This is a genomic window from Macrococcus sp. DPC7161 (genome assembly GCF_004117835.1).
Taxonomy (GTDB): Bacteria; Bacillota; Bacilli; order Staphylococcales; family Staphylococcaceae; genus SDSC01.
Genome location: NZ_SDSC01000002.1, coordinates 309,124 through 327,820, shown reverse-complemented (window position 1 = coordinate 327,820; position 18,697 = coordinate 309,124). Strand labels below are relative to the sequence as shown.

At 31.0% G+C, this 18,697-nt stretch carries 25 protein-coding genes and 1 pseudogene; 3 read left to right on the top strand and 23 right to left on the bottom strand.

Annotated features, from left to right (window positions below; genetic code table 11):
• Window positions 1-4 precede the first annotated feature (4 nt).
• Window positions 5-97, top strand: coding sequence for an IS3 family transposase (locus ER639_RS12560; protein WP_368665656.1), 93 nt, complete (start codon window positions 5-7; stop codon window positions 95-97).
• A gap of 62 nt (window positions 98-159) precedes the next feature.
• Here ER639_RS12560 and ER639_RS05405 read toward each other — a convergent pair whose 3' ends face one another.
• The 10 genes and pseudogenes from ER639_RS05405 to ER639_RS05365 form a co-directional block, all read right to left on the bottom strand.
• Window positions 160-783, bottom strand: coding sequence for an FMN-binding negative transcriptional regulator (locus tag ER639_RS05405; protein ID WP_129064737.1), 624 nt, complete (start codon window positions 781-783; stop codon window positions 160-162).
• 89 nt (window positions 784-872) lie between these two features.
• The gene (locus ER639_RS05400; RefSeq protein ID WP_129064736.1) at window positions 873-1,337 is read right to left on the bottom strand and encodes a hypothetical protein; all 465 of its coding nucleotides are present in this window, start codon (window positions 1,335-1,337) and stop codon (window positions 873-875) included.
• A 182-nt stretch (window positions 1,338-1,519) separates the two neighbouring features.
• Window positions 1,520-1,696, bottom strand: a complete 177-nt coding sequence (locus ER639_RS12235) for a hypothetical protein (RefSeq protein ID WP_164993365.1) — start codon at window positions 1,694-1,696, stop codon at window positions 1,520-1,522.
• 71 nt (window positions 1,697-1,767) lie between these two features.
• The gene (locus ER639_RS05395; protein WP_129064735.1) at window positions 1,768-2,241 is read right to left on the bottom strand and encodes a GNAT family N-acetyltransferase; all 474 of its coding nucleotides are present in this window, start codon (window positions 2,239-2,241) and stop codon (window positions 1,768-1,770) included.
• Between the two features lie 54 nt (window positions 2,242-2,295).
• On the bottom strand, window positions 2,296-2,766 hold the full coding sequence (locus ER639_RS12555; RefSeq protein ID WP_368665661.1) for an RDD family protein: 471 nt from the start codon (window positions 2,764-2,766) through the stop codon (window positions 2,296-2,298).
• Between the two features lie 513 nt (window positions 2,767-3,279).
• The gene (locus ER639_RS05385; protein WP_129064733.1) at window positions 3,280-6,072 is read right to left on the bottom strand and encodes an SIR2 family protein; all 2,793 of its coding nucleotides are present in this window, start codon (window positions 6,070-6,072) and stop codon (window positions 3,280-3,282) included.
• A gap of 113 nt (window positions 6,073-6,185) precedes the next feature.
• A pseudogene (locus ER639_RS05380) lies at window positions 6,186-7,016 on the bottom strand (aminoglycoside 6-adenylyltransferase).
• 92 nt (window positions 7,017-7,108) lie between these two features.
• Window positions 7,109-7,513: a group-specific protein gene (locus ER639_RS05375; RefSeq protein ID WP_205757691.1), complete on the bottom strand. Its 405-nt coding sequence runs from the start codon at window positions 7,511-7,513 to the stop codon at window positions 7,109-7,111.
• A 138-nt stretch (window positions 7,514-7,651) separates the two neighbouring features.
• The gene (locus ER639_RS05370) at window positions 7,652-8,635 is read right to left on the bottom strand and encodes a phosphotransferase (protein ID WP_129064732.1); all 984 of its coding nucleotides are present in this window, start codon (window positions 8,633-8,635) and stop codon (window positions 7,652-7,654) included.
• Between the two features lie 16 nt (window positions 8,636-8,651).
• Window positions 8,652-9,212 (bottom strand): nucleotidyltransferase family protein, encoded by a 561-nt coding sequence (locus ER639_RS05365; RefSeq protein ID WP_129064731.1) that lies wholly within the window; start codon window positions 9,210-9,212, stop codon window positions 8,652-8,654.
• Between the two features lie 153 nt (window positions 9,213-9,365).
• Between ER639_RS05365 and ER639_RS05360 the strand changes: the two genes are divergently transcribed.
• Complete coding sequence (locus tag ER639_RS05360) at window positions 9,366-10,139, top strand: PHP domain-containing protein (RefSeq protein WP_129064730.1); 774 nt, start codon at window positions 9,366-9,368, stop codon at window positions 10,137-10,139.
• A 119-nt stretch (window positions 10,140-10,258) separates the two neighbouring features.
• Window positions 10,259-10,759 (top strand): phosphoribosylanthranilate isomerase, encoded by a 501-nt coding sequence (locus tag ER639_RS05355; protein ID WP_129064729.1) that lies wholly within the window; start codon window positions 10,259-10,261, stop codon window positions 10,757-10,759.
• A gap of 304 nt (window positions 10,760-11,063) precedes the next feature.
• On the opposite strand, the gene rpsI is transcribed toward ER639_RS05355, so the two are convergent.
• The 13 genes from rpsI to ER639_RS05290 form a co-directional block, all read right to left on the bottom strand.
• Window positions 11,064-11,456 (bottom strand): 30S ribosomal protein S9, encoded by a 393-nt coding sequence (gene rpsI, locus ER639_RS05350; protein ID WP_129064728.1) that lies wholly within the window; start codon window positions 11,454-11,456, stop codon window positions 11,064-11,066.
• Window positions 11,457-11,475: 19 nt separating this feature from the next.
• Window positions 11,476-11,913: a 50S ribosomal protein L13 gene (rplM, locus tag ER639_RS05345; protein WP_129064727.1), complete on the bottom strand. Its 438-nt coding sequence runs from the start codon at window positions 11,911-11,913 to the stop codon at window positions 11,476-11,478.
• Window positions 11,914-12,272: 359 nt separating this feature from the next.
• Window positions 12,273-13,079, bottom strand: coding sequence for a tRNA pseudouridine(38-40) synthase TruA (gene truA, locus ER639_RS05340; protein ID WP_129064726.1), 807 nt, complete (start codon window positions 13,077-13,079; stop codon window positions 12,273-12,275).
• Window positions 13,080-13,081: 2 nt separating this feature from the next.
• The gene (locus ER639_RS05335; RefSeq protein ID WP_129064725.1) at window positions 13,082-13,879 is read right to left on the bottom strand and encodes an energy-coupling factor transporter transmembrane component T family protein; all 798 of its coding nucleotides are present in this window, start codon (window positions 13,877-13,879) and stop codon (window positions 13,082-13,084) included.
• Window positions 13,869-14,726 (bottom strand): energy-coupling factor transporter ATPase, encoded by an 858-nt coding sequence (locus tag ER639_RS05330; protein ID WP_129064724.1) that lies wholly within the window; start codon window positions 14,724-14,726, stop codon window positions 13,869-13,871. The genes ER639_RS05335 and ER639_RS05330 overlap by 11 nt, the downstream gene beginning before the upstream one ends.
• On the bottom strand, window positions 14,723-15,508 hold the full coding sequence (locus tag ER639_RS05325; RefSeq protein ID WP_240663992.1) for an energy-coupling factor transporter ATPase: 786 nt from the start codon (window positions 15,506-15,508) through the stop codon (window positions 14,723-14,725). Before ER639_RS05325 ends, ER639_RS05330 begins: the two co-directional genes overlap by 4 nt.
• Before the next feature lie 291 nt (window positions 15,509-15,799).
• Complete coding sequence (gene rplQ / locus ER639_RS05320) at window positions 15,800-16,168, bottom strand: 50S ribosomal protein L17 (protein ID WP_129064722.1); 369 nt, start codon at window positions 16,166-16,168, stop codon at window positions 15,800-15,802.
• Window positions 16,169-16,184: 16 nt separating this feature from the next.
• Window positions 16,185-17,129, bottom strand: coding sequence for a DNA-directed RNA polymerase subunit alpha (locus ER639_RS05315; protein ID WP_129064721.1), 945 nt, complete (start codon window positions 17,127-17,129; stop codon window positions 16,185-16,187).
• 84 nt (window positions 17,130-17,213) lie between these two features.
• Window positions 17,214-17,603: a 30S ribosomal protein S11 gene (rpsK, locus tag ER639_RS05310; protein WP_129064720.1), complete on the bottom strand. Its 390-nt coding sequence runs from the start codon at window positions 17,601-17,603 to the stop codon at window positions 17,214-17,216.
• Window positions 17,604-17,623: 20 nt separating this feature from the next.
• Window positions 17,624-17,989, bottom strand: a complete 366-nt coding sequence (gene rpsM / locus ER639_RS05305; protein WP_129064719.1) for a 30S ribosomal protein S13 — start codon at window positions 17,987-17,989, stop codon at window positions 17,624-17,626.
• Window positions 17,990-18,008: 19 nt separating this feature from the next.
• On the bottom strand, window positions 18,009-18,122 hold the full coding sequence (rpmJ, locus tag ER639_RS05300) for a 50S ribosomal protein L36 (protein ID WP_003156543.1): 114 nt from the start codon (window positions 18,120-18,122) through the stop codon (window positions 18,009-18,011).
• Between the two features lie 33 nt (window positions 18,123-18,155).
• Entirely contained in the window at window positions 18,156-18,374 is a 219-nt protein-coding gene (gene infA, locus ER639_RS05295; protein WP_001118443.1) for a translation initiation factor IF-1, read from the bottom strand.
• A 30-nt stretch (window positions 18,375-18,404) separates the two neighbouring features.
• Complete coding sequence (locus ER639_RS05290; RefSeq protein WP_205757690.1) at window positions 18,405-18,674, bottom strand: KOW domain-containing RNA-binding protein; 270 nt, start codon at window positions 18,672-18,674, stop codon at window positions 18,405-18,407.
• Between the last annotated feature and the right edge of the window lie 23 nt (window positions 18,675-18,697).

Here is an 18,697-nt window from a genome sequence, read left to right as displayed (position 1 = left end):
TTATATGGAATATTATAATTTCGTTAGAAAGAAGAGAAAATTAAAAAGCAAGACTCCTGTAGAATACAGAAATCTTGCTTTAATGAAAGTAGCTTAATAAAAAGTTCAACTTTTTGGGTTCACTACACTGTATGGTCGGCTTTTATTGTTATTCAGTTCTTATTTATGATCAAACGATTCCCTATTCTTTTCCATAACCTTTGCAAGTTGATGATCGTTTATATTCGAACTACTGCTTAAATGATTTACGATATTCTCATAATCTGCATCGCTTCTATTTTGACTCAGCTTATACTTTAATCCTGATTCTTTTACATGTATTCGATAGCCAATAATACCTTTAGCTTGTTTCAATACATCATCACTTAACGTTTCGAACTTTCTCGCATCATCACCATGCTCATAATGATTCGTTAAACATTTGAGATCTTCCATTAACTCATCGTGACTTAATACTACACTCGAACCAATAAGTTGCGCTTCCTGATAGTTCCATGTTGAAACCTCTTCTTCTGCATACCATGAAGAAGACACATAACCATGCGCACCTGTAAATTGAACAAGCACATTTTTGTTATTCTCTAACGTCTTAGTTTGAGGATTCGCTTTAGCTAAATGAAATGATAATATAATTTCATCTTCAGTAACACTCACCATAACAGGCACTTGTGTCGCATAAGGCATATCATGCTTTGATGTAATCACAGTAGCGAATGGATTATCTTTTAAAAAGGCTATCAATGCCTCAAAATCTTCAACTTTAAATAATTTAGGTAAGAACATTCATGTCACTTCTTTCAGATTTTTAATTTTACTTCTATGAATAAAAATCAAATAAGATTATTTTCCGCCAAACTTTCTAACAGATACTGTTAACTAAAATCATCAATATCAGTAACAATATGCTCTGGAGGTACAAAACATAATAAGTGCCTTACTAGTTTGTTAGATGGTCCATAAACTTTAAAATTAGTAACCTTTTGATTGTCGTTAGATTCTAAAACAATAGAAATACCTTTACCTGCATTATGTTTTGCAATGAGTGAATCATAATCAAATTTTTCTTCCATATCCAGTGTATAACCTTCATCGTCGATAGCATATGAATCAACAATCTTTGATAATATCTGTTGATCGTTGATATGAAACAATTTATAAATATCCTTTTCATTTACCTCATCATCATTTTGATAATCTTCTTTATCGATTGAATATAAAGGAATTTCAAAAGCTTTATATTTATCAACCAATATGCGTTCAATCGTTCCTTTATCATTCGGCAATGGCTTAAATTTTTTATATTTGGTATGTAAATCTGAATAGTTTATTTTAATCACCCCTAATGATTATTGTTCTTATACATATGTAGCTTAATAACTTAATCATCATAATACCACATCAATTTATATAACACTCAATGAAATAACAAAAGACCGCTTATCTCCGTTAGAATTTCGAAAATAAGCAGTCTGAAATGTATTTTTGTATTGTCTATTAACATCAGGTTATGATTTTCCTTCTAACTTCGTTTTTTTAAAAATTGAAAAACATAAAAGATATAAGCTAAAAAGAAAAATGAATTTATCATTACGATTTCAATGAAATCTAAATTACTAAATTTAATACTCACAATTATCCAAGTAAACAAAATGATTGTAATCAGTATTAATATCCAGCCATTATATAATCTATTCATTCTATCCCTCTTTACAAATGATGTTTTACAAAGTCCACCATAACATAACTATCAAAAACTTTAAACTCACGCTATAAGTCTTTTATATACCATCGATCCATTGTGCCATGGTCACTACCTTCAATTGGCTGCTCTAATAACTCAAAGCCATACTTCTCATACAATAGACAGGCCACGTCTAATATCCCCATTGTTTCCAAATAACATGCTTCATAATAATCACTCGCATACTCCAAAGCTTTATCCATCAACAACCTTGAAATGCCAAGCCCCTTTGCTGCATCATCTAAATATAACTTTTGAAGTTCACATATCTTGCCATCATTAGAAAAGGGGGCAATACCAACTCCACCAAGTACAGTACCTTTATCTTCAACAATAAAGTATTCAGCATGTTGTCTCTTAGAATAATATGATGATAAATGACTCAATTCAGGATCAAAATAAGCAGTTCCTGGGATATCCAAACCAAACGATTCAAGAGACCTTTGAATAATCTTGTGAATTACAGCATCATCCTTTGACTCAATTGGCCTAATCAACATAAAAAATCCCCCCTTTTAGTATTAAACTAATACTAATCAAGAGGAGAAATGAAGTCAATGATTGTGAGTTTGAATAACCCTTGAACCCACTATATAATCAGCCAGATGTCTTTTATTGTGAGTGATTAAACCCATATACAACATAACTACCAATAGAATCAAACTTCCATATGTGAAACACTGAGATAGTAAATCAAAGTCAGTATACATACCACGAATAATCCCTATATGAGCAATCTGCCATGGTAGAAATTTCATGATGTTTCTTAATAAATAGTTTAAATATGAATGATGATTAAAAATGATCTTCAAATTTAACTTCCTCTTACCTGGTGACCCTTTACGACTATCGAAAAAAGTAAACAATAATATAATCGGTACAACAGCTGTAAATGTAGATATTAATTGCGCCTGAAGCTCAGTAAAGTTTGGTATACCACCTAAAAATAAATAAACTATTGAAGATACTAGAAACAAAATCATTAAATAAATACAAATAACAACATAATCAATAAGTAAATACAAATAACAACATAATCAATAAGTAAAGAAAGCAGTCTGTTTTTCGCGGTAGGAACTTTGTAAGACATGGTTCACTCTCCTTAAATAATATGTTTATTTTGACATTTTTGCATTTCACATACATTCTACCATCTCAAACAAAATAGTGCCCGTAAGGTAACTAAATCTATCAATAAATATAAAAAAGCACTCTCCAACATGAGTTGGAAAGTGCTTGTAATCGTTGATTCAGTTGAACACAAATTGCTGTCGCAATTTGCGAACTCCATCTGTAAGCGAATAAATTCGCAACAGCTGCAGCTTAACGTTTTGAGAACTGTGGTGAACGATGAGCGCATTAGACCAGCGTTTTTTACGTTCAAAAATCTTTAGGATTTCGTACAGTTGTATAGACTGTCGTACACCCTGATATTAAAGGATTTCTGATTTATTCGATTGCATAGAATTGCACCAAATCTCACTCAGGGGTAACTAAAGGGCAACTCAATAAACTATTGGCCGATGGTATCATAAATTTTAATGGCTCTCTATATACTTTCTATAAATATAATTATAAATAATATCTCTGTTATTTTTTGTTTTACCAAATAGCTCTAATACATTTTGCACATCTGAATAATCTTTAATTAAATCTTCAATAACTTTATCTGTTTTTAGATTATAAATTTCCCAATCAACCTCAGGAGATTTCCCAGCTAACTCGACTTTATTAGCATTTAAAAATTTTTTTATATTTCTAATTTTACTGATATTATTGTATATATAATATAATTCATATAATCTTTCCTTAATAGGATCTGGAGCTATTTTTATTTTATTGTTTTCATTGATAAGTATTTCAATTTCGGAAACTATATTTTTGCTTACTTTTTGAATCGTCATTGTATTAAAAGCAAATACATTTGAATCTTGAAGTTCCAAAATAAATCTTATAAGTTGATTATCAATTTTGGTCATATTCTCTATTTCTATTTCCATTTTATTAATAATTTTCTTTATTTCTTCTTTAGTATTATCATCAAAATATGAATTAAGATAAACTATTATTTCTTTATATCTTATAATTCTTTTATGAACCTCATCGTCATAATTAAATAGCAATAATTTCTCATGAAAGTTGATAGAATCTATCTTTAAATTCATTCCATTATCAGCATTTAAATGCCATATATTTCTTAATATTCTTAGAGATTTATCGTAAAAGTTATCGTAACCATCTTTAATTAATTCTTCAACTAAATAAGCAGCCACTTTCTCAATTAACATACACATCTCAACCATATTTTCTTCATCTATATTTTTAAAGTTATTGTTTATAACAATTAATAAATCCTCTAAAAAATTATGCCTTAATACTTTCTTATCGATATAAAATTTTAAAATATCAATTAATTTATCACTGCATATACTATTACTAACTTTTAATAATTTATATCCTATGTTCAATTTATTAATTTCATATATATTTATGCTATCTTTTATTAATTGGTTTAATATGCAATCGAAAATATATACAAGTCCGTCTTTTGAAATATTTATTTTATTAATCCCATGTATTTTCATTAACTTGTCAAAATTACTGCTATTAATACTATTCATTATTATTTTTATATCAAATAAATCTAGTTCATTTTTTTTATTTATTTTTTCTAAGTCGCCAAAAAAGTACCCCATATTATTGGTAGAAATACTTGCCAATATTCCACTAATAAATATCTTAGAAATTTCTCGGTATTTTTTAAAATGAGTAAGACACAATTTATTTTCTTGGATAAAATGATGAAAATTTTTGAAAGTATTAATAAGTTGTTCAATTTCATTACTTGTTGTAAATCCTCCATTATTAATCAAACTTTTATTATTTTGGATCTTTTGCATAGATTGATTAATATTATAATATACCGAATTAAAATATGAATGATTGAACACCGGTTCGAAAGTTCTGATAAGAGTCGCTTGTTCTTCATCTGAACTATTTTTAAAATCACTTATCATTGCATCTATAGAGTCATATCCTCCAATAAATCCATTACTATCCGTTTCTTTATCCGACTTTCTATATAAAGTTTCATTAAGTATATTTATATTAAACTCACATATCAATGTCATAAAGTAATTTTTCCTTTTAAAAAAGTAATTAGATTCAATTTTGAATAATTCTATAGCCTTATTAAAATCAAATTCTATAAACTTTTTATATGCATCGTCTAATCGCTTAAAATCTGTTTTGTACTCCTTAATATCATTCTTAACTTTTATATTAGAAAATTTTTCAACTTGCATAATTCTTAACAAACCTTCTATCTCAGCGTCAGGCTCCTGAAGTGGTACTGGTTTATTGGAATATATCTCTCTTGAACTTGCATTATAATAAAAATCTTCAAAATACTCATTTTTTATTATCAATATGGGATCGATTAATGGTAATTGAACAAGAAAATTTAAGTACTCCTTTATTTCATTTTTAGTGGAGTTGATTAGTCTTTTTTCATTTTTTGTATGGTAATTAATATCTCTAATAAATTTTAAGACTCTATTTCCTTTAATGTTATCAAAATTTTTAGGTAATAATTCTTCTTTTTCATTATTTATAACAATGTTAATCCCTTTATTTCTATAATAATTCACTTCAATTTCAGAAATATTGTTAGAACTATCAAAAAAGATTGCTCTTTGAAAGTCCTCGTTTAATTGGGACTTTATTGAGTTGAAAATCATTTTAAAGTTACTATCTTGTAATGAATAACCGACAAAAAGAAATGTATGATTTATCAATAAAGATTTTATATAAAGTTCTATCAATTCATAATTACGAGAGTAATTTGTATAATCATCTTCTTTTAAAACTATATTTCTTTCAGACAAATCTCCATGCATCTTTATAATTAACTTATCTTTATTATCATAGGCCAAGTCTCTATCTTTCTTTACAATATGGTATTTTTTATTTTGTTTTACCATTTCATCTTCTAATAAACAATCATAATTTGTAGTTATTATATGATGAGGATTCAATTTGAAAATTTCTTCATGCAATGGATTAGGCTCATAATATTTCTCATTAAAAACTTTATCTAATAATGAATAATACTGCTTTCCCCCCCATGTATTATAATAAAGTTGCGCAATTTTTAGATTGTCTCTATCTTTATCATCCAACCCCAGTTCTTCTTTAAAAACGTCTATTAAATTTTCCCAACTTAAATATCCTGAGTTTATTGATATACCTGCTCCAACAAATATCACAAGTTTATTATTTTTGATGGCCTCATTAATATGAGTTATAGCTGATTCATAAGATTTATCCATTTAATCTACCTTTCATCTATATTCATTTGATATTGAATCGTCTACACTTAATTGGACAACTCCCCTGAGGGGATGTATTGTTAAATTAAGAAAGCAGGCAATTCAAGTATGGGTTAATTGATATTAGTTATATAGAACTTTACAGCTTCATATTCTTCTTTATTATATTTAAAATCACGTTTCATAGATATTTTAGTTGCGAGTTCATTTGTATGTTCAATGATATGTTTAATATTTTCTTCCATAGTTGCTAGACTGTCATTACAACTGATTTTTATTATGCTATTCTTTATTTCTTCGAATCTAAATATTTGTTGATCTATTTTCCCAAAGTTGTATTCCTCTATATTCATTTCTGATAAAAGATACTGTTTTATCAACTTGATATAAGCAGTTTTTACTGGATTAGATACCATATATTCTGCATACATAAAATCTTTTCTAGCTATCCCTTTAATGACATAGGCACTAACCCAATAGATTTCGTTAACAATCTTCTCAAACTCGTACTGTGTAGCTACTTTTGTTACGTACATCTCTTCTTTATTAAAATTAAATGATTGATAATTCCCTGTCTTATCTAACAAAACTTTAGAATAAGCATCATCTATATATTCCAAGATACTATCTGGTTGCATCAATCTTAAATCAATTCTTGTCATATCTCGAAATTGCATCAGATACCCATACACTTTATATTATTTCTTAGTTTCTTCAAAATCAGGTTCTTGCATAATTAAAATCTCACCAAATTGTTTATGCCATTCTTTATCTTTGACAAAATCATTTATATGTCTTGTTGCAAAAATAATATCGTAATCTTGAAATTGATCTTTAACACTATTCGGGTTAGCTCTTGATCCATTTAATAAAACGGCTTCAATACGGTCATCAAGTTTTGCTATTTCAAAAATTAATTCAAATATTTGTTGTTCTGTACGCATATTTATATCACCATATTCTAATTTATATAAAATTTTGGATAATAGTACCTTCTCTATCCTTATAATTCATTCACTCTATAAAAAAATATAATCTATCGTTTATCCGATTCTACAATAAAATTGTATAAACTTTCTGCAACGTTTTCTTCTGTAACTTTGATATGACTTACATTATCTAAATAATAAAATGTTGCTGAGTTATTGATATTTATGAAATCATCATCAAAATAGGCTATTACTACTTGTATACCGCAACCTAAAGCTATTCCCATTTCAATATGTGTTCCTTTTCCTCCCGGTAAAATAACAATAAGTACCTCCGATTTTTTGACTGCTTCAAACTCTGTCTGACCAATATTTTTCAATTCAGTTTCATTACTTGCTTTATTATTTAGAGTCCAATTATAAGTGTTAGTAAAACCTTTATCATCCAACTGTTTTATAGTTTCATTAACAATTTCTTTATTCAAAAAGCTACTCGCAATATAATATTTCATTTTTTTACCTCTCATCGATTTTTCTATACACCTATTTAAAATAATCTTTCTATTAAATGTTTTCTTAATTATATTTCATTAACAATATTGTTAATAAAATTGATGAATTTTTTATACTTTATTAAAAAACATTTATCTTTAAATTCCATCTAACAAGTAAGGAATTTCTTCGATATATTTTCGTATTTGATTATAGGTTCCTACAACCTGCTGATGACCTAATTCTTTCTCATCTTCATTGTTATCAATACCACATGTTCTTTTCATGTTATAAAGCAACCAGCCGAGCATACCACCTAAATTACCATACATAGCTTTCATTAAATCATCGTTAATATTATGATTTTCTCTATAACAACTTATCACTAAATTAAATTTATCCTTATTTATCTTACCTTTTTCATCTCTACTCCAATTAGAAGCAACATCTATCAGCTCAATAGTTGGATTAATATAACCAGCCGATTCCCAGTCAATAATATAAGGTCTTCCATCTTCCCATAAAACATTTTTTGAATCCAGATCTCTATGACTTATGATTTGATTATTTTTTAAGTCACGCATTGATTGATTATATAATTCAACCCATTCTTTTATATTTTCTTTTAGAGTACTTATTCCTATTCCCCATGCAAAATCATTATCAGACACTTTATTGATTATTTGATCAAATTCTTGATAGTTTATAGTGATATATTCTCTTTGAATCAAATCACTTTGATAATTTAAATGGTGTAACTTTGATAATAACTTAGAAATTATCATTAAATGTTTATTTTCAATTTTATTCTGCTTCAGCGAATAAGCTTCAATCCAGTCAAATACCATATAATATCTATTTTCAATGATTATCCATGGTAATTTATTATTGTATTTCGCACAAATGGCATTAATATTATTATCTTCTGAATAACTAGCAAATTTTTCTGAAAATATGTAATTATTAGGCGCTTCAGGTCTTGAAATGATTTCTTTATTCAATTGCTTAACTGCATATATTCCTTTATCAGTTTCTACTTTGTACATTTTATGAAGGAGACCACCTGATATTTCACATGGTGTATTAAATATTTCACTGACATCCATAAATGATAGTACTTTTAAAGCTATATTCTTATCCACTTGTCACCTCATATTGTTATTTAAATATTTCTAACTTCGGCCATTTCGAAATCCAATCTTTTTCTCCGAGTCTTGTTAAATATATGTCTATTTTTTCTTTATTATCAAAGTATGGTGTAGGTCTGACGACACCGTCAAATAATTCCTCAAAATCGTAATCATAATGAATAACCACCTTATTATTCACTAACTTTATACATATAGCTGTTGGACATTCAGGGTATTGATTTACAGCATCTACGGATGAATTATAAGGATCAGTCTCATTTCTTAAATGCATTCTTGCTTGATTTTTAACTGACCAAGGTATCTCTGAGTTGAATTTATTTAACTCTTTTTCATACATCTTCTCAGTATTTTCTTGAATATCGGATACATCATAGTAAATAACATCTACATCGTTATATTCAGTCTTTATATTATAATCATGAAGAACATCCCATATTTTATTTCTTATAAAACCAGCACTAATCCACCAATCTGGTAAATCAAGTAATGAAACTGTCTTTAAGATTCCCATCATGTCTTTGTCAGACTCAATAATATTTATTAATTCTTCTTTAGACTTAATTATCATCTTCTCATCACCTTAAAATAATATCACTTCTATTATAAAGAATTTTCAGTTAATTTTTATTTTTAGTGTACCATAATAATATATAGAAAGTTCTATATTTATTATAATGAGATTAATACTAGGAATATCTACTTTTATAACTTGGAGGAAAATATGAAATTAATAGATCAACATATGCATTGTGACGCATCATTTGACTGCAATGAACATTATTCAAATTATTTAAAGAAAGGTGTCAAACAGATAATTTTTACGGATCATTTTGATTTAAATAATCCTATTTCAAATGACGAAGATGATATACCTGACTTAGAGAAACTACAAAGATATCAGAAAGAAGCTAAGGAAATTAATAATACTGAACTATTAATTGGAATTGAAGTAGGATATGTTAAGGAACGAATTTCAGATATCTTAAAACACTTGTCATCATATAACTATGACTCTATCGTATTAAGTGTACACCACAATAATAAATTTGATTTTATGGATCCAGATATTTCAACGATATCAAACGACCCTATTGATGAGTATCTAAATTTATTAGTAGATGCTATTAAAGATGTTGATAGTGCAAATGTTCTAGCACATATTGACTATGGATTTAGAATACATAATATCTCTTCCGAACAATTAAATGAGTATAAAGAACAGATTGTTAATATATTATCTAATATAATTTCTAAGAATATCGCACTAGAAATCAATACAAAAAGTATGTATAAATACGACAATTTATTTATATATGAATTTGTTATAGAGCACTATATTGCTATGGGTGGAAAAGATTTTACGCTAGGATCTGATGCACATAAACAAGAAGATATGTTTTATTGCTTTGAAAATGCTATCCAATTATTAAAATCATACAATGTAAATCATATAGTAGAGTTCAAGCAAGGTAGAAAAATAATTAAAAATATATAGATATGCTATTTTACAAAAATTAAATGGCTCCTAATGTACTTATTAAGACTAACACTTTAAAATTAACGTCTAAAAGTTATTTTTAACTATATGTGATAATAAATGAGGAGATAAAATTTATGAATAATATTTTGTTCAAGGAATTTATTAAAGTCTGTAAAGAGTTAAATAAAGTAGAAATAAAACCTACACTGATGGGTTCTTTAGGATTAGAATTAGTTAGTAATAAAGAATGGAACCCAAGTGATATTGATATTCATGTTCCGGGAGATCGACGTGGTTGGGAGGCTCCTGATGAAGATAGAATATATAACTTCGATGTTATTAATTCAATCATGAACAATTTAGGGTTTCGTTTAATTGATCGTCATGAACATGAATTCTCTAATGGAATAACCAATATAGAATTTGGTTGTATTGATACATTACCTGAATTCGCTAACATCTCCCTATCTGATTTAGAAGAGAGGAATATAAATGATGCTCATTTTTATGTTCCATGTTTGAATCAGTATTTAAATATATATGAGGCATCGTCAAAAGATAGTTACAGAAATAACAATAATAACAATAAAGATTTTGAAAAAATATTGTACTTAAAGAGTGTGCTTAATAAATAGTAATATTTAAAAGATAATAACTTTGTAAAAATCATTTTTAAAGCACTTCTCGATTAAATTCTCGAAGTGCTTTAAAAGTAGATAACAGTTATTCGACCTATTTATGAACTATATCATTAAAGAAGAAAAACAGACACCTCGTTACTATAATTATGAATTAGTTAATATTTTGCATTTCACATACATTCTAACATCTCAAACAAAATAGTGCCGTAAGGTAACTAAAGGGTAACTAAATCTATCAATAAATATAAAAAAAGCACTCTCCAACATGTGTTGGAAAGTGCTTGTAATCGTTGATAGATTAACGTTTTGAGAACTGTGGTGAACGACGAGCGCCTTTAAGACCTGGTTTTTTACGTTCTTTCATACGTGGGTCACGTGTTAACATGCCCGCGCGTTTTAATGAACCACGGTATTCTGGGTTAGCTTCTAATAATGCACGTGCGATACCATGACGGATAGCTTGTGCTTGACCTGTGAAACCGCCACCTCTAACGTTTACTAAAACATCATAGTTACCTTTAGTTTCAGTAATATCGAATGGTTGGTTTAAGTCTAAGATTAATGATTCAAATGGTAAGTAGTCACGTACGTCACGTTTGTTAACAGTGATTTTACCTTCACCTGGTACTAAACGTACACGTGCTACTGAATGTTTACGACGGCCAGTGCCTTTATATTCAACTTGTGCCAATGTATTGTCCTCCTCTTAATTAACCACGTAACTCGTAGTTTTCAGGTTGTTGTGCTTGGTTTTTGTGTTCAGGTCCAGCGTATACATGTAATTTTCTGAACATTTTATCGCCTAATGAACCTTTTGGTAACATACCTTTAATAGATGTTTCTAATAAACGTACTGGGTTTTTCTCACGTAATTCACCAGCAGAGATAGATTTTAATCCACCTGGGTGATTTGAGTGACGGTAGTAAATTTTATCAGCTGGTTTATTACCTGATAAGTAGATTTTTTCAGCGTTAATGATGATAACGTGATCTCCACAATCCACATGTGGTGTGTAAGTTGGTTTATGTTTTCCGCGTAAAATTGACGCTACTTCTGAAGAAAGACGACCTAAAGTTTGTCCTTCTGCATCAACAACGTACCATTTGCGCTCAATGTTTGATTCGTTTGCCATGAATGTTTGACGCATTTAATTTTCCTCCTAAAATAAAAAAAGTTCCCTCTAAAATCCTGCTTATATATCTGTAACACAATAAGTTTCCGGGGCTTATTGTAGTGGTTGATATTAAACAATACCGTTGTCTATAATATAATATTTCACCATGCTTTGTCAATCTTTTATGGAAATCTTTTATTTTTATTTGTGTGTAATGTTGATTTAAGAGCCAATTCATCTTACCATGTGGTGCATATTTTGTTTTACGCGCCAATTCGTCTTACCATGTGGCGCGTATTTTGTTTTACGCGCCAATTTAACTTACCATGTGGCGCGTATTTTGATTTACGCGCTACTTCAACTTACCATGTGGCGCGTAAATTTCTTCAATACTACTTTGTGTTTAAATCTTTCTTTGTAATGACTTTCGTGCCTTCTGGTATATCTTGCTTTAATTCATCGATTGACAAATAGATTTTTTCTAGATAAAGGCCTTCTGCTGGGGCTGTTTTAGATGATGCTGTTCTGTTTTTAGCGGCGATGATATTTGGGATATCAGCGCCTTCTTTTTTGCCCATGCCTACTTCGATTAAGTAATGCACCATAATACGGACCATATTATATAGAAATCCTGATCCTATAACGTAGAACTCATAGCCTTCTTGTGTTTCTGTCACTTGGAAGTCATACATCGTGCGTTCTTTGTTTTCTATTTCTGTTTTTGCTGAGCAAAATGATGTAAAGTCGTGTGTGCCTAAGAAATATTTTGCCGCTTCTTGCATTCTTTCAAGATCTAATGGTGTTTTGATATGCGTTTGCAACCCGCTTTTTAATACGTCTCGATGTGGTGCGATGTATACTTTATATCGATATGCTTTCCCGACACAATCGTATCTCGAATGAAATGCTGGGTTAACGATTTCCACTTGATTGATATAGATGTCATCTGGTAGTGCTGAATTAAAGGCATGCATCCATTTCTCTGGTGTTAAGTTCAATGGTGTATCGAAATGAACATATTGCATTAAAGCATGCACTCCTCGGTCTGTTCTTGACGATGGGTGAATACGTACGAATTCTTTATGCATGCGTTTTGTAATGCGCTCTAATTCATATTGTACGGTACGGCCTTCATTTTGTATTTGAAAGCCTTGAAAGTCTTTGCCGTTATAAGCTAATTGTAATAACACACGGTTCATAGTTAACTCCTTAATAACCAAGTTAATAGCAGTATAGGTATAAGCATCAATAAGCCATTGGTATCTTTTCGTTCCCAAATGAGTTGTTTATACTTTGTTCTTCCGATATCTCCGCGATATCCCCTTACTTCCATTGCAATTGCCAGTTCTTCAGCGCGTTTAAATGCTGAGATGAATAAAGGTATTAATAGTGGCATTAATGCTCTTATTCGCTTTGGTAAGCTACCTGTTTGTATATCAGACCCTCTTGCGCTTTGTGCATTCATCACTCTTGTTGTTTCATCCATTAGTGTTGGAATGAAACGTAATGAGATACTCATCATCAACGCAAATTCATGTACGGGTAATTTTAATTTCTTAAGTGGTTTAAATAATGACTCAATTGCATCTGTTAATTCTATCGGACTGGTCGTTAATGTCATGATGGTTGTAATAAAGATGATTATCACAAATCTTAATACGGTTTGTATCCCGAGTTCAACGCCTCTAGATTGTATATTGAACCATTTATATTCAACGAGCGTCACGCCACCTTTTGTAAAAAAGACGTGCATCAATAGCGTGAATAACAAAATAAATAATATTGGCTTTAATCCATTAATTAAGAAACTCAATTTTAGTTTCGCGAGCATCATGATGATTAATGTAATGATAATGCCCATTGCATAAGTGACCCAGTTGTTAAATAAGAAAATAATGATGGTAAATAAAAAAACAAATATAAATTTCATACGCGGATCTAATTGATGAATGTATGAATTGCCTGGAATATATCTGCCGAGGACCATTTTATCTAACATACAACGTCCCCCAATCCATATACATCTCTTTAAATGCTTCAGGTGTCATTGCGAGTTCATCAAATTGAAAGCCATGTTTTTGTTCTATTCTTCTTTGTAACTCAACAATTTTAGGTGGGTATATCCCGTACTTTGATAAATCTTTCGAAAATACTTGTTGCGGAGTACCATGATATACATTCGTACCTTTATACATCACATAAATTTCATCAGTCACTGCAGCTTGTTCCATTTGATGTGTGACCAATATAATGGTTTGAGTTGTTTTTTGTTGTAAATCTTTAAAAAAAGCCATTAATTCTTTTTGACCTTTTGGATCAAGTCCAGCTGTTGGTTCATCAAGTACAATGAAATCCGGTTCAGCTGCTAGCACCCCAATAATCGCAACACGTCTCATTTGCCCTCCAGAGAGCTCAAATGGGCTTCTTTCTAACAATGACTCATCTAGCCCTAATTGTTGCATCAGTTCTCTTGCACGCGCCTCTGCTTCTTTTTGAGGGATACCAAAATTCATCGGCCCAAAGATCATGTCTTTTAATACTGTTTCTTCAAACAATTGTTGTTCTGCAAATTGAAACACCACGCCAACACGTTTTCTTATTTCTCTAAGCTCTTTCTTTTTAGTACGTTCTGTTACTAACGTTCCCAATATGTCTAAATGCCCTTCAGTTGGCTGTAACAATGCGTTTAAATGTTGGATTATCGTCGATTTTCCTGAGCCTGTGTGCCCGATAATCGCATAGAATCGGCCTTCTTTAAACACCATATCGACATGTTCTAATGCACGTGACGAAAAAGGCGTATCTTTTGAATATTCATAGCCGACATCAAATAATGAAATTTTCATAGCAATTGATACAACTCACTTTCACTAATAAATCGAACATCTCCGTACAATGTATAATAAACTTCCATTGCAAATGGCAATGAAAGGCCAATTTTAATTAACTTTTCACCTTGATTAAACACAGCTTCAGGTGTACCTGTCATCATCAGTTCACCTTGATTCATCACAAATATACGATCCGATGTTAATGTCTCGTCTAAATAATGGGTGATATGAATGACTGTAAAACCATATTTTTCTTGTAAAGACTTTACGACATTAAGGATATCTACTCTTCCTGCTGGATCTAGCATACTTGTTGCTTCGTCTAATATGATGATGTTTGGTCTTAAAGCCAAAATACCTGCTATGGCAATGCGTTGCTTTTGTCCACCAGATAAAAAGTGAGGCTCATGCGTTTTAAATGCAGTCATATTCACTGCTTCTAGTACTTCATCTACTCTTTTATGCATTTCATCATGTTCAACACCATAGTTCTCCATACCGAATGCGATATCCATCTCAACTGTTGTACCAACGAATTGATTATCTGGATTTTGAAATACGATGCCTAACTGTTTATGAATATCATATATATGCGACTCATCAACAGGTATATGATTGATGGTAATAGTCCCTTTACTTGGTATTTCAATACCAGCGATCAACTTTAATAATGTAGATTTCCCTGAACCATTATGTCCCACTACTGAAATCCATTCGCCTTGTTCAATTGTAAATGACACGTCTTTCAATACTTCTGTTTCGCCATAACTAAAATGGACATTTTTAACTTCAATCATGAGACACCTCCACATTAAATTAAAGTATACCAAATTTTATTATGAAAATAGATACATCATTGTATCTATTTTCATAATAAAACCCGTATATAAAACAAAAAACCCAATTATAGGGTTTAATGAAAAAAGCGCGTACTCTGCCACAAGCTACACGCAATAACGTATTCAATTGGCAGAGCACTTCAGAGCTAGACAATATCTGTGTGTGGCAAACATTATCGTTGCACTCTTTAGCTTAAAAATGTGTGTGTGTAAGTTAAGTGAATCTCTAAATCTAAACTCTTTTTCGAATTAAACTAATTCGATGATAACCATTTCTGAACCGTCTCCACGACGTGGTCCAACTTTCATAATTCTAGTGTAACCACCTTGACGCTCGTTGTAACGAGGTGCGATTTCACCGAATAATTTTTGAATAGCAAATTGTGTAGACTCATCTTCGTTCGTAATTTCAACACGACGTAATACTTGTGCTGCTTGACGACGAGCATGTAAATCTCCACGTTTACCTAATGTGATTAATTTTTCAACGACTTTACGTAATTCTTTCGCGCGCGCTTCAGTAGTCTCGATGCGCTCGTTTACGATTAATGAAGTTGCTAAATCGCGTAACATCGCTTTACGTTGATCTGATGTACGACCTAATTTTCTGTAGCCCATGAGTGAACCTCCTTTATCAGTCTTCTTTTCTTAATCCAAGACCTAAGTCTTCTAATTTAAATCTAACTTCTTCTAAAGACTTGCGTCCTAAATTACGAACTTTCATCATATCAGCTTCTGACTTATCTGCTAATTCCTGTACTGAGTTAATACCCGCACGTTTTAAGCAGTTGTAAGAACGTACTGATAAATCAAGTTCTTCAATCGACATTTCAAGTACTTTTTCTTTATGATCTTCTTCTTTTTCAATCATAATTTCTGCATTTTGCGCTTCATCTGTTAAATCAACAAAGATATTTAAATGTTCAGTCATGATCTTCGCACCTAAAGAAACAGCTTCTTGTGGTGTTAATGAACCGTCTGTCCATACATCTAAAGTTAATTTATCAAAGTTTGTACTTTGACCTACACGAGTATTTTCAACTGTATAGTTCACACGCTCAACAGGCGTATAAATTGAATCAACTGGAATTACACCAATTGGTAAATCGCTTTTGTTGTTATCTTCCGCTAATGTGTATCCACGACCAGCGTTTGCAATAAGACGCATTTTTAAATGTCCGCCTTTTGATACAGTTGCGATTTTTAAATCTGGATTTAAAATTTCAACATCTGAATCATGCATGATGTCTTTAGCTGTAACGATACCTTCGTCTTTTACATCAATTTCTAACGTTTTATCTTCATCTGAGTAGATTTTAAGCGCTAATTTTTTGATATTCATGATGATTGCTGTTACATCTTCAACTACGTTTTCTACAGTAGAGAATTCGTGTAAGACACCTTCGATTTCGATGTTCTTCACTGCCGCACCTGGTAAAGAAGATAATAGGATACGACGTAAGGAGTTACCTAATGTTGTACCATATCCACGTTCTAACGGTTCAACAACGAATTTACCGAATTTAGAATCTTCACTGATTTCAACTGTCTCAATTCTAGGTTTTTCGATCTCAATCATTTTATATCCTCCTCAAAAACGCCATATAAATTTGTATTTCTTACTTATTATAAAACTTATTTAAAATAAAGTATATTAAAGCAATTATACGCGACGACGTTTTGGTGGACGACAACCGTTATGTGGTACAGGTGTAACGTCTTTGATTGCTGTGATTTCTAAACCAGCAGATTGTAACGCACGGATAGCTGCTTCACGACCAGCACCAGGTCCTTTTACTGTTACTTCAACTGTTTTTAAACCATGTTCCATAGCAGCTTTAGTAGCTGTTTCTGAAGCCATTTGTGCTGCGAATGGTGTTGATTTACGAGAACCTCTGAAACCTAACGCACCAGCAGATGACCATGATAAAGCATTACCGAATTCATCAGTAATAGTTACGATTGTATTGTTGAATGTTGAACGGATGTGTGCAACACCAGACTCAATATTCTTTTTCACTCTACGTTTACGTGATACTTGTTTACGTGCCATTTAGCTCACTCCTTTACTTATTATTTCTTCTTGTTAGCAACGGTCTTAACTGGACCTTTACGAGTACGTGCATTGTTTTTAGTATTTTGTCCACGTGTTGGTAATCCACGACGGTGACGAATACCTCTATAAGATGCGATTTCCATTAAACGTTTGATGTTTAAGTTTACTTCACGACGAAGATCACCTTCAACTTTGTAACCATCAACGATTTCACGGATTTTGTTTAACTCGTCTTCTGTTAAATCGCGCACACGAGTCTCTTCAGAAATACCTGCTTCTGCTAAGATTTTTTGTGCCGAAGTTTTACCAATACCATATACGTATGTTAAAGCGATTACGATACGCTTTTCACGTGGTATATCTACACCTGCGATACGTGCCATTTAGTGCACCTCCATTTTCTTATCCTTGTTTTTGTTTGTGTTTTGGATTTTCACAAATTACCATTACTTTACCTTTTCTGCGAATAACTTTACATTTTTCACAAATCGGTTTAACTGATGGTCTTACTTTCATGTTTCTTACCTCCTATTTATGATGGAGTACTGATTATTTATAACGATACGTAATGCGTCCACGTGTTAAATCATATGGACTCATTTCAACAGTTACTTTGTCACCCGGTAGAATACGGATATAGTTCATACGAATCTTACCACTTACGTGAGCTAAGATTTCGTGACCATTTTCTAATTCTACTTTAAACATTGCATTTGGTAAAGTATCAAGTACAGTACCTTCTAATTCAATTACATCTTGTTTAGCCATGATTAAATTCCCCCTTTTTTAAAAAGTTTCTTAGAGAGCGGTATATTTTTGCAAAACGTAACGTAATTTCGCATTTGTTACGAAACCTGTTTCAAAAATACTCGTTTCAACTTCAGGTGAGATAATGTCACTTAGTATTAAATGGGACAGGTTCTTTTTCTTAGGATGTTTCATTGTCCGAATACTACCGTCTGCAACAAGTACAAACCGTTGATCGATTATTGAAATAATCACTCCATGTAATCCTTTATCCTTGCCACTTTTATATGTAACAATTTGGCCAATACTAACATTGTTCAACTGACTCACATCCACGCTAAGTG